12 protein-coding genes and 1 pseudogene are annotated in these 10,994 nt (G+C 43.4%); 10 read left to right on the top strand and 3 right to left on the bottom strand.

Annotation, left to right across the window (positions count from 1 at the left end):
- Positions 1-54: 54 nt before the first annotated feature.
- Both AB4585_RS19300 and AB4585_RS19295 read right to left on the bottom strand, forming a co-directional pair.
- Positions 55-519 (bottom strand): thioesterase family protein, encoded by a 465-nt coding sequence (locus tag AB4585_RS19300; RefSeq protein WP_017061819.1) that lies wholly within the window; start codon positions 517-519, stop codon positions 55-57.
- Between the two features lie 180 nt (positions 520-699).
- Positions 700-2,535 carry an ABC transporter ATP-binding protein/permease gene (locus AB4585_RS19295; protein ID WP_372170619.1) on the bottom strand — a complete coding sequence of 612 codons (1,836 nt, stop codon included), beginning with the start codon at positions 2,533-2,535 and terminating at the stop codon, positions 700-702.
- Between the two features lie 563 nt (positions 2,536-3,098).
- Between AB4585_RS19295 and artP the strand changes: the two genes are divergently transcribed.
- From artP to AB4585_RS19245, 10 genes and pseudogenes are all read left to right on the top strand, one after another.
- On the top strand, positions 3,099-3,827 hold the full coding sequence (gene artP, locus AB4585_RS19290) for an arginine ABC transporter ATP-binding protein ArtP (RefSeq protein WP_032545343.1): 729 nt from the start codon (positions 3,099-3,101) through the stop codon (positions 3,825-3,827).
- Positions 3,828-3,947: 120 nt separating this feature from the next.
- On the top strand, positions 3,948-4,679 hold the full coding sequence (locus tag AB4585_RS19285) for a lysine/arginine/ornithine ABC transporter substrate-binding protein (protein ID WP_004733839.1): 732 nt from the start codon (positions 3,948-3,950) through the stop codon (positions 4,677-4,679).
- Positions 4,680-4,682: 3 nt separating this feature from the next.
- A complete protein-coding gene (artQ, locus tag AB4585_RS19280; protein WP_017061822.1) occupies positions 4,683-5,369 on the top strand; it encodes an arginine ABC transporter permease ArtQ in 687 nt (228 codons plus the stop codon).
- Positions 5,366-6,034, top strand: a complete 669-nt coding sequence (artM, locus tag AB4585_RS19275) for an arginine ABC transporter permease ArtM (RefSeq protein WP_102320225.1) — start codon at positions 5,366-5,368, stop codon at positions 6,032-6,034. The genes artQ and artM overlap by 4 nt, the downstream gene beginning before the upstream one ends.
- A gap of 311 nt (positions 6,035-6,345) precedes the next feature.
- Complete coding sequence (locus AB4585_RS19270; protein WP_372170616.1) at positions 6,346-7,110, top strand: DUF4145 domain-containing protein; 765 nt, start codon at positions 6,346-6,348, stop codon at positions 7,108-7,110.
- 504 nt (positions 7,111-7,614) lie between these two features.
- On the top strand, positions 7,615-8,037 hold the full coding sequence (locus tag AB4585_RS19265) for a hypothetical protein (RefSeq protein WP_372170614.1): 423 nt from the start codon (positions 7,615-7,617) through the stop codon (positions 8,035-8,037).
- 26 nt (positions 8,038-8,063) lie between these two features.
- A pseudogene (locus tag AB4585_RS19260) lies at positions 8,064-8,515 on the top strand (hypothetical protein).
- A gap of 104 nt (positions 8,516-8,619) precedes the next feature.
- Positions 8,620-9,024: a DUF1801 domain-containing protein gene (locus tag AB4585_RS19255; protein WP_017059576.1), complete on the top strand. Its 405-nt coding sequence runs from the start codon at positions 8,620-8,622 to the stop codon at positions 9,022-9,024.
- A 194-nt stretch (positions 9,025-9,218) separates the two neighbouring features.
- Positions 9,219-9,500, top strand: coding sequence for a hypothetical protein (locus AB4585_RS19250; RefSeq protein WP_017059577.1), 282 nt, complete (start codon positions 9,219-9,221; stop codon positions 9,498-9,500).
- A gap of 78 nt (positions 9,501-9,578) precedes the next feature.
- Positions 9,579-10,115 (top strand): GNAT family N-acetyltransferase, encoded by a 537-nt coding sequence (locus AB4585_RS19245; RefSeq protein WP_372170612.1) that lies wholly within the window; start codon positions 9,579-9,581, stop codon positions 10,113-10,115.
- A 218-nt stretch (positions 10,116-10,333) separates the two neighbouring features.
- Here the strand turns inward: AB4585_RS19245 and AB4585_RS19240 are convergent, their stop codons facing one another.
- Entirely contained in the window at positions 10,334-10,993 is a 660-nt protein-coding gene (locus AB4585_RS19240) for a sugar transferase (RefSeq protein ID WP_372170609.1), read from the bottom strand.
- Between the last annotated feature and the right edge of the window lies 1 nt (position 10,994).

Below are 10,994 nucleotides of genomic sequence, written 5' to 3'. Positions count from 1 at the left end.
CCTCCTCCTACTCGATTCTGAAACTTTCTGAATCTTTCTCAACCAACGAATACGTTATTCTGTCACGGCTTCTTGTTTGAAGCATGGGCTTTTCAACGTGTTCATCTTTTCGATTTCATTGGTTAAGCGCAGCGAGAGCAGGGCTTTCTGGTTCGAAGCAAAATCAAACATCACGATAGTCGCAGTGCCAACGGTCGTCAGTTTCTGTTGAGCCTTACTGACAATCGCGTATTCCATGGTGAATCGGTCATCTTGAATATCGGTAACACGTGAGCCGACCATCAAGGTATCTGGATACGTGACTGGGCGGAAATACTTACAGTAAGTGTCACCAAGAACAGGACCAACTTTGGTAATCGCCATCTCTTCCATCAGCTCGACGTGCTTGAAAAAATCTAAGCGAGCGGTTTCGAAATAGCGAAAATATACAGCGTTGTTAACGTGATTGAGTGCGTCCATTTCTCCCCAAGCGACAGGGATTTCTGTTACTACCGGGTAGTCAGATAATAGTGCTTCCATGCGAACTCTCTTATTGTTATCTGTGTAATTAACGTTATTTACTTATCCTTCATCGGAATAAGTTGTTATTGGAATAAAAACCCTACCGCTAAATTAACAAAACTGCAACACGCGTGATTTAAGTTTTTGAAGCTTGAAACCACACAATGTCAGTGACTTAGTTGCACATCCACTCAATAGTTAGGCACTAAGGTGTTTGAATTGCAGCTCAACCAAGCGTTGGTACAATTCGCAGCTATTGATGAGAGACTGGTGGTCGCCGATGTCTACTAGTTGTCCTTTATCGAGCACCGCAATTTGGTCGGCGTGTTTAATTGTTGATAATCGATGGGCGATAATGATCGTCGTTCTGCCACGCATTAACTCTTCTAACGCTTGTTGTACGTGATGCTCACTTTCACTGTCTAGTGCGCTGGTTGCTTCATCCAACAATAGAATATTTGGATCTTTCAAGATGGCACGTGCGATAGCAATACGTTGTCTCTGCCCACCAGAAAGCCTTACACCACGTTCACCAAGAAAGCTGTTGTAGCCATCAGGTAGGTTTTGAATGAACTCGTGTGCGTGCGCTTTCTTCGCCGCTTCGATCACTTGCTCGTCTGTTGCCTGCGGGTTGCCGTAGCGAATGTTATGGAACACATCGTTACTGAACAGAGCAGGTTGTTGCGGTACCAATGCCATCTGCTTTCTTAGCTCGTTAGGATCAAACTGATTCAGTTCAACACCGCCTAAGGTGACCTTACCCACTTGTGGGTCGTAGAAACGTTGCAGCAGTTCGAACAGGGTAGTTTTACCTGCGCCAGACGGGCCAACCAGTGCCAACACTTTGCCTTCATGGGCAGTAAGCGTGAGGTTGCTTGTTGCGGGTTGGTCCGGTCTTGATGGATAACAGAAGGTCACATCATCAAATGCAACTTCTGGCGTTACGTTAGCAAGCGAAGTTGGATTCGCAACTGGCGCAACAATATGGCTTTCAACTTGTAGGATCTCGATTAATCGCTCGGTCGCACCTGCCGCGCGTTGCAGTTCACCCATCACTTCAGAAATCGTACCTAACGATGAAGCAACCATAATTGCGTAGAACACAAACGCCGCTAAGTCACCAGCCGACATAGTGCCGTTGATAACATCACTGCCGCCAACCCAAAGCATGCCTGCAATAGCACTAAATACAATCACGATAACGCCAGAAATAAGAATCGCGCGCTGTTTTACACGCTGGCGACCAATCTCATACGCCTTTTCCACTTCTACCGCGAATGATGCTTTCTCTTGCTCTTCTCGGCTGTAGCTTTGCACCGTTTTAATGTGCTCAATTGCCTCACCTGCGTAAGAACCCACATCAGACATGGAATCTTGGCTTTGGCGAGATAGGGCTCTTACACGGCGCCCATAAACAAGGATCGGAATCAAGATAAATGGCACCGAGGCCAATACAATCAACGTCAGCTTAATATTGGTCGCAAACAGCATGATGATTGCACCAATACACATCAACGCGCTGCGCATCGCCATAGAGAACGATGAACCTATGATGTTTTGAAGCAGAGTAGTATCCGTGGTGATTCGCGACATGATGTCGCCACTGCCATTGGTTTCAAAGTAACTCGGGTGCAGCGTCACCACGTGATTGAAAACCGACAGGCGTATATCCGCACTTACTCGCTCACCAACAGAAGAGACCAAATAGAAACGGAAGAAGGTGCCAATCGAGATCAGCACGACCACCACCATGATGAATTGAATCGCGCTGCCTAAGTCTGACAACGATTGTTGGCTGAAGCCTTGGTCGATAAGAAGACGAATACCGTGTCCGACTGAAAGGGTTAAGCTCGCTGTGAAGATCAACGCGATCAACGCAGCAATAACACGACCTTTATAAGGCTGAATGAATTTACTCAGCTCAAACAAAATACTGAGGCTTTTTTTCTCAGGTTTGGGTTCTGGCGCTTGTTGAGTCGATCGCTGAGTCTGTCGCTGGTTCGAGTCGAGCGTAGAAGAGACATCGTTTTGCATATGACTGCCTTAATGTGTTGTCGCTTTAAAAATAGATGGCTTGTTGCTTGTTGCTTATGGCTAATTGCTTTATGACTTATTGCCTGTACTGCGCGTTGTTCGCTGGGCAGTAATTGTTGTTGAGAATCGAACCCATTAAAGCATTTATTGCGCTGTGACGCTCCCTAGGAAACTCAATTTCCAATATTTCATCAACACTAAGTGAATAATTCGAAACGACCTTAAAGGAAAACTAAGCATTTTGATCCAGTCAGTTGGATAGGAAACCAAGCTATTTAACCCTAATTTTTATGCAAGTAAATTAGCGTTGATAGGAGAGTGCACACATAAACAAGCAACCGTGCGATGATTTATAAATTGATAGAAAAACGTTTGCTATTTATCTCGATATTAGCTTTATCAATGACTTGTGAGTTTTGGTTGTAAGACCAGTTATAGCGACTGTTTTTTGTGGAATATTTGTTACAAAAATTCAACAAAGTAGTTTTTTATACATTTTTCTTGCATAAAACCTCGGATTGAATAGAATAACCAACAAATGACAATTAATGCAGTATTGTGGCATGAGTATTCAAGTAAAGAGCATCAACAAATCATACGGTGATACCCAAGTTCTTCACGACATCAGTTTCGACTGTGAGAGCGGCGAAACCTTGGTATTGCTTGGCCCAAGCGGCGCGGGCAAGAGTTCATTACTGCGTGTATTGAACCTGCTTGAAATCGCGGACAACGGCGAATTAGACATTGCGAATGAGCAATTCGATTTTTCAAGCCAAATCCAAGAGAAGCAGGGGCTTAAACTTCGTCGTAAAGTCGGCATGGTGTTCCAGCAATACAACTTATGGCCACACATGACGGTGATGGAAAACTTGATTGAAGCACCAACCAAAGTGGCGGGTTTGGATAAGCAAGAAGCGATTAAGCAAGCGCAAGAAGTCCTAAAGACACTTCAACTTGCCGACAAAGCAGACGCTTGGCCACTTCAACTGTCTGGCGGTCAACAACAGCGTGTTGCGATTGCACGTGCGCTGATGATGAAACCGGATGTGTTGTTGTTTGATGAACCAACAGCGGCGCTTGATCCTGAGATCACCAACCAAGTCGTGAGCATTATTAAAGAATTGAGCGGAACGGGCATTACCCAAGTGGTCGTGACGCATGAAGTCGATTTCGCGAAGAAGATTGCTAGCCACGTTCTGTACCTAGAGAAAGGGTACATCGTTGAACACGGCACCAGCGATTCATTCGTTAATCCGCAGACACCTGAGTTTGCCGAGTATCTGACTCATTAAGTAAGTCACTTATTAAAAGAAAGTTGACTCACTAGATCTAGCTAAACACAACATCAATTAAAACAATCAAATTATAAGAATGGCCACAGGCCGCTATTACACAGTATTCGGAGTAACAAAATGAAAAAGATTCTACTAGCTTCACTTATCGGCCTTGCTTCTTTTAACGCAGCAGCTCAAGAAGAAATCAAATTCGCGATGGAAGCAACGTACGCACCATTCGAATACATGGATGAGAACAACCAAATTCAGGGTTTTGACGTAGACTTAGCAAACGCACTTTGTGAAGAGCTGAAAGCAACGTGTACTTTCCACAACCAAGCATTCGATAGCTTGATCCCTGCACTTAAATTCAAACGTTACGATGCGGCTATCTCGGCAATGGACATCACAGAAGCGCGTCTTAAACAAGTGAACTTCTCTAACGCATACTACGATAACTCTGCAGCATTCATTTCTTTCGAAGGCAAAGTAGCAGACCAAGCAGCACTAGAAGGTAAGCGTGTTGGCGTTCAAAACGGTTCTACTCACCAGAGCTTCCTACTTGAGCAAATGACTGGCGTAACAGCGGTACCTTACTCAAGCTACCAAGATGCATTCATCGACATGAAAAACGGTCGTATCGATTCTGTATTCGGTGACACAGCCGTTGTAGCAGAATGGTTCAAGAAAGAAGACAACCTAACGTACGTTGGCGACCAAGTAACAAACCAAGAGTACTTCGGTAACGGCTTTGGCATCGCAGTAAACAAGAGCAACCAAGAACTTGTAGACCAGCTTAACGTTGCACTTGCAGCAGTAAAAGCGAACGGCGAATACGATAAGATCTTCAACAAGTACTTCGGTAAGTAATTTATGGAATTAACGGGTTACTCTTTAGGGCTCGTCGAAGCAAGCTGGATGACTGTTCAGCTTGCGTTCGTAAGCCTATTGGTTGGATTGGTTCTAGCAGTTTTGTTTGCAAGTGGTGAGATGTCTCGTCGTATTGCAATCAAATGGCCAACGACTGCATTTGTGACGATTGTTCGTGGTTTACCAGAAATTCTGGTCGTACTGTTTATCTACTTTGGTTCGACACAAGTTCTGTTCATGATCACTGGCGACTTCATAGAAGTGAGCCCGTTCTTATCTGGTGTTGTTGCACTGTCACTTATCTTTGCTTCTTACGCTTCGCAAACCTTGCGTGGTGCTTTGAAAGCAGTAAGCAAAGGGCAGAGAGAAGCAGCAAGCGCACTTGGTATTTCTCAGTCTCGTGCATTCTTTCGTATCGTGTTACCTCAAGCGGTAAGACACGCACTACCAGGGTTAACCAACCAATGGTTAGTGTTACTGAAAGACACTGCATTAGTTTCGCTAATTGGCGTAACAGATTTGCTGAAACAAGCACAACTAACATCCGCTGCAACGCACGAAGCATTTACTTGGTACGCGACAGCAGCAGCAATCTACTTGGTCATCACTTTAATCACACAAAGATTGGTAAAAGTGATTGATGGTAAGTTCTCTATTCAAGGTTTGGGTAACAAAGGGGCAATGGCATGAATCAACAATACCTCTCTCAAATGCTTGAAGGCTTAGTGACCAGTCTTCAACTCACAGGCACTTCATTGCTTGTTGGTTGTATCTTGTCACTGCTGATGACGGTAACGCTAATCCTAAGAATACCTGCGATTCACTGGTTAACACGTGGCATCATCACGCTGTTCACTGGCACACCATTGTTGGTTCAAATCTTCTTGGTGTATTACGGCCCGGGTCAGTTCGATTGGATTCGTGAAAGCTTCATGTGGACTTGGTTAAGCCAACCTTGGTTCTGCGCAATGTTAGCATTAGCTTTGAACACTGCCGCATACAGCACGCTACTGTTCAGAGGCGCATTCAACGCCATTCCAGCAGGGCAGTGGGAAGCGTGTCGTGCACTAGGTATGGACAAAGTAGCAACGCTTAAAGTGTTACTGCCATATGCACTACGCCGCGCCGTTCCAGCTTACTCGAACGAAGTGATTCTAGTCTTCAAAGGTACGTCACTGGCAAGCACCATCACCATCATGGACTTGATGGGCTACGCTCAGCGTATCAACGGCCAAACCTACGACACGCTAACCGTGTTCGGCATTGCTGGCGCATTCTACTTAGCAGTAAACGGCATACTAACGCTGATCTTCCGTCAGGTAGAGAAGAAAGCCCTCGCATTCGAAGCCGCGTAAGCTAGCCACACACAAGCTTAACTAACGTATAAAGCCTGCCATTTATGTTCGCATAGATGGCAGGCTTTTTTGTGTTTTTGGGTAGGTGTAGAGGTGCTGTATTTATATCCAGTAGGGTGGGGTTTTTGCGAAATTCATACTAAATGGAAATATTCTTCATTTTGTCATTCAATGAGTCTATCTATGTTTTAAGTCACTGAATTGCTGTGATTAATCGTGGTAAATTGCTGTACATATAAAACTAGATAGACTAATTCTGTATTTAAATGCAGAATTTTTCGGTCTAATAGCTGTTATGTAACGGAGGCAAAATGGAAAGATTTGAGCAATATCAAGATGCGCTTGAAAGCATTGAGCACTACGCGGTTCAAAACGAGTTTTCAAAGCTATATAGTGAAACTTACCGGTGCCCAAATTGCAGAAGTAATAGCTTGGGTGTTGATTGGAGTTCAATAAACTTATGGCATACGCGGAAATCGCAGCAATCTATGGATGAGTCTCGTGAGGAATCATTAGCGTGGGTTGAAGAAGAATCAGAGTTACAGTTTGTAGGACGATTAAGGTGTGAATGTGGAGAAGTTGTAGCAATTTCTGGTGACGCCACTTATCAAAAAGAAATAGTTGATGACAATGGTAGTCAAATTCAATACTTAGATGAAAAATATTATATTAGGTACTTTTCAAGAGCGATACAGTCATTTTATGCCCCCAATAAAACACCCTCTCAATGCGTAGAAATACTAGAAGAAGCATTTCTGCTTTTTCACATAAACCCCTCTGCATCGGGTAACCGATTACGGGTGTTACTTGAACTTGTTGTTGATGATTTACTAGGAAGTGATGGGGATAACATCAAAGATCTAAATGGGAAAATCGGCAAACTGGGTAGTAAAATGCCTGATCTTAAATATCTAGCAGACTTAAAACGTAAATTGGGAAACAGAGCTAGTCATAAAAAGGGGTTATCCCATGCGAGCTTAACCTCCGCGTTCTATTTCATGGATCATTTGTTAAATAGAGCTTATGGCGAAGAGTTCGATATGCTGCGTTTTAGCCAATCAAAAACCGTTACATAACAATTTAAGAGTGATTCCTAACGCTTGGGATTTTTGGTTCTAAATTTGAGTTCAGTGTTTACGGTGGTATGGTTGAGTTCCGTGGTAGCGTTACTCATCACCTTAATTTGGCGTTGATATGACCCCCTCTGTCAATAAGAGCGTAGAAGTTTCTATAGAGCCTTTCTTGTTATTTAAGGGATAGTGTTATCACATAGATGAAGCAAGTAATGTCGTCGGTTCTCATGCTGATATACGTGGATTGCTCATCGTTTGTGAGTAGAGCCTACCTTACTTGTTCCGTCGTAGCACCTGTCTTCAGTCTATGCTCGTGGTTCAATATAGCCGAAGCTATATTGCCTAGCTTGTGTTCTAAGTCTTCCGTTACATTGGGTTTATGAAAGTCTGAGTCGTCCATCGAATAGTCGTGTAACAAGGGCATTTCTCATGCCGTATTTTTGGTAATTAGTTCTTCCTGTCGATTATCAAATTTGTCCTAAACCCACTATAAGGCAGGGAACCCCAATGAATAGAACGCTATGGTTCGCACTCATTTCGCTTTTGTTTTCAATGACAATGGTATTTTGTACATACAGTTATGGCATAGAGAGCCACGTTGAAGTAATCACACTCACTTTAGTACTGTCGGGCCCTCTGATTTTGACCTTTGCGCTTGTTGTCATCTTTTGTGGCGCACCAGTCATGAACAGGCACAAGTTACTTGGAACCGTTGCAATTTGTGTGCATGGATTTACAGCCTCACTGCATGTGCTGTGGAACGGATTTATGTTCGTCGATGTGATTAATAAACAAGGCTTAGGTCCGGGACAAGGTTATTCTGGCTTGATACTTTGGGTTGGTAGTATCAAGGCGATGCTACTTGGTTTGGTTGTGGGAGTATGCCTGCATTACTTGCTACGATTATTTAGAAAGGCTGCAGTAAGATAACTGTTGGCTAGTTAGTGGGTTGTTCGTTGTCTATAGGAGTTGTCGCTGTGTTTTATAGTAAGGAATTCAACAAAGGATTGCTGCTCATCCTTGTTGCGATAAGTGCTTTCATTGTCGTTACCTCGGATAATAACCCCGGGACATTAATCGCTCACGCCATCAACGGCTTAATTGCTTTGCTCTTTTTCTCCATGACAATTGAGGTTAAAGACAATGTACTAAGCTGGTATTTCGGCTTTGGTTTTTGGCGTAAGAATGTAGAAGTGTCAGACATTACAGAGACATCGTTTTATCAAAGCAAGTGGTATCAAGGTATTGGTATCCGAATGCTGAGCGATGGTTGGTTGTATAATGCATCGATAGATTCAGCGCTTAAGTTAAGCTTAAGTAATGGAAAGCATGTTTACATTGGTTGTAAGGATACGGACGGTTTAAAGCTGGCCTTGAAACCGCTAACGAACAGATAACTCAAAATTGATTTACGAGGCTTGGCACTTTTCGTTTCAAGTTGGACTAATGTTTAAGGTTCTATGCTTTAAGTGAGCTGGACTTTAATATCACAACAAATGAATCGGAGGTTGAATGGACAGAGCAATCAAAACACATTTCGACGAGTATCCCGATGATGTTCGAGCTCGGCTTGAAGAGTTGCGTTCATTAATCTTTGAGCTTTGCTCTGATTTGGATTTAGGTGAAGTCGAAGAGTCTCTGAAATGGGGCGAGCCGAGTTACAGCGTTAAGACGGGCAGTCCAATTCGAATCGATTGGAAATTAAAATCGCCAAACAACTATTACTTGTTCTTTAACTGCCAAACGAAGCTAATCGACACATTCAGAGAATTGCACGATGGCACATTGGTATTTCAAGGTAATCGTGCAATCGTCTTGAAACTGACTGAACCACTTCCCAAGGCACCAATCAAGCAGTGCTTGGAGTTAGCCTTAACTTATCAGCAACGAAAACATCTCCCACTTCTTGGCGCGTAGTTCTTATATGTTGTCATTATATTTCTTAAACAGGTTTTCTGTGTTCTAGCTATCACTCTTTAAAGTGCTAAGACTGTACCATCTTGATTAGTATCAAGAGGCTAGGGAATCTCTATAACCAACGCTGATTGTATTGCTTACCGTTTAAAAAGGTGTTCTAGTCACCTTGTATTTCAAACTTAAAAGGAAGTTGTATGAATTTAGATAAAGCCAAAAAACGTATCGCAAAGCAGGTTAAAAAAGGCGACCACGGATACCCAAAAATCACGTTAGCGTATTACGGGACGACCAAAGATCTCGCAACGGAAGTCGCGGTTCAATTTATGCTGGGTGAGGGCGATGGTGTTCAAGAAGAGCGTTTTTCTTGTGAAACCGAAATCCGAGATAATGAATTAGTTCAAACGACGTTACTCAAGATAATCGAGCGAGCAAATGTTAACTCAGTGATTGAAGTTGAAGGCGTGGCTGTTCTTTAGTTTGCTTTAGCCTGGAAACGAAGCCAACACGAGAACTCAGGTGTATAATCCACATTTTTATCGAATTAGGCAGGACACATGGCGATCTCGTTTGAAACTCAAAGACTAAAAGTAGAAGAAGTTGCAGGTGAACTTATTGTTCCTGAACGTTCGGTTCTGCTAGAGAGAGTGCCTGACATTCTAACCTCGTCAGTAGTTGAAAACCTTCCTCCATACTTTCACGGTATTGTGTCACGTGAACTGGCTGAAATTTGGCTCGACCGAATGTTGTCGGGGAGCCGCTTACTTCAAGTGAAATCCAACGATAATCAATTGATTGGTTTTCTGTTCGCTTATGTAGAAGACGAAAGTGATGCTCATATTGGCTACTTGCTTGCAGAAGAGTTCTGGGGCAAGGGTTTAGCGAGTGAGCTACTGAAGGGTTTCATCACAGAAGTCGCTAAAATGGAGTCATGGTCAACACTGATTGGCGGTGTCGATCGTTCAAACATAGCCTCTGCCAACTTACTTAAAAAGCTAGGTTTTGTTGAGCAAGCCTCTGACGAAAGTGCTGTGGTTTTCTATGAATATAAGCTTTCTCGTCTTAACTCTGAGCTCTCAGCTCTTAATTTCTAATCCCTAACTCAAGCCACATCTGCGTTATACATTCATTGCCAATGTTTACGTCAATTGATAGGGAAGAAACCTTATTACACCATTCAACTGAGAACCGAGAGCAGCGAGTCTAGTTAACGTGGGCTAATTCGGCACTCTGTGTTTCATTAGCGACTTTCCAATCGCCCCCTAAGGCTTTATAGAAAACAGGCTTTGTATCCACATTAGACCATACTGGTTTAACGACCTCGACCGTCGACCATCACAATGATAGTTTTAGAAATGATGCTGAGATCAGCGGCAATCCAAGACTTAACCGAACATAGGCTTAGTGCATAACTGTGGTCAAAACCTACTTTACGACGTACATCATCAATACAGGTGTCGTAACCTTGATTTACTTGTGCAAGCCCTGTAATACCAGGCATTACACCGTATGTACGGTCAGCAAAGTAAGGAATTTCGTTCTCTAGTTTGGTGTAAAAAGTAGGGCGTTCAGGGCGTGGGCCAATTAGAGACATTTCACCTTTCAGTACATTGATCAGTTGTGGCAGTTCATCAAGACGTGTCTTTCTCAAAAAGCGGCCAACAGGCGTGATTCGCGGGTCATTCGCGGTAGCCCAAACTGCACCAGAGCGAGTTTCTGCATCCTCGTACATGCTACGGAATTTCATGATCTCAAAGATTTCCATTTTCTCCGGTGTCGATTTACCAACGCGCAATTGACGGTAGAAAATAGGGCCACGAGAAGTGAGTGCAATCGCCATCGCAATCAACGGAAATACGGGCGCTAGCAAAATCAAAGCAATCAGTGAGCTTACAAAATCGAAAGTACGTTTAGCACGTGAGATTTTGTATTGGTATAGGTTTTGGGCAGATAGCTGTTCGATGTTCATCATA

Source organism: Vibrio sp. 10N.222.49.C9 (assembly GCF_041474985.1).
GTDB lineage: Bacteria > Pseudomonadota > Gammaproteobacteria > Enterobacterales > Vibrionaceae > Vibrio > Vibrio crassostreae_C.
This window is presented reverse-complemented; position numbering and strand designations above follow the sequence as displayed.

Bases quoted from the DNA above. Each gene is read 5' to 3' on its own strand.
- AB4585_RS19300 (WP_017061819.1), bottom strand. From the start codon at position 519: ATGGAAGCACTATTATCTGACTACCCGGTAGTAACAGAAATCCCTGTC.
- AB4585_RS19295 (WP_372170619.1), bottom strand. From the start codon at position 2,535: ATGCAAAACGATGTCTCTTCTACGCTCGACTCGAACCAGCGACAGACT.
- artP (WP_032545343.1), top strand. From the start codon at position 3,099: ATGAGTATTCAAGTAAAGAGCATCAACAAATCATACGGTGATACCCAA.
- AB4585_RS19285 (WP_004733839.1), top strand. From the start codon at position 3,948: ATGAAAAAGATTCTACTAGCTTCACTTATCGGCCTTGCTTCTTTTAAC.
- artQ (WP_017061822.1), top strand. From the start codon at position 4,683: ATGGAATTAACGGGTTACTCTTTAGGGCTCGTCGAAGCAAGCTGGATG.
- artM (WP_102320225.1), top strand. From the start codon at position 5,366: ATGAATCAACAATACCTCTCTCAAATGCTTGAAGGCTTAGTGACCAGT.
- AB4585_RS19270 (WP_372170616.1), top strand. From the start codon at position 6,346: ATGGAAAGATTTGAGCAATATCAAGATGCGCTTGAAAGCATTGAGCAC.
- AB4585_RS19265 (WP_372170614.1), top strand. From the start codon at position 7,615: ATGAATAGAACGCTATGGTTCGCACTCATTTCGCTTTTGTTTTCAATG.
- AB4585_RS19255 (WP_017059576.1), top strand. From the start codon at position 8,620: ATGGACAGAGCAATCAAAACACATTTCGACGAGTATCCCGATGATGTT.
- AB4585_RS19250 (WP_017059577.1), top strand. From the start codon at position 9,219: ATGAATTTAGATAAAGCCAAAAAACGTATCGCAAAGCAGGTTAAAAAA.
- AB4585_RS19245 (WP_372170612.1), top strand. From the start codon at position 9,579: ATGGCGATCTCGTTTGAAACTCAAAGACTAAAAGTAGAAGAAGTTGCA.
- AB4585_RS19240 (WP_372170609.1), bottom strand. From the start codon at position 10,993: ATGATGAACATCGAACAGCTATCTGCCCAAAACCTATACCAATACAAA.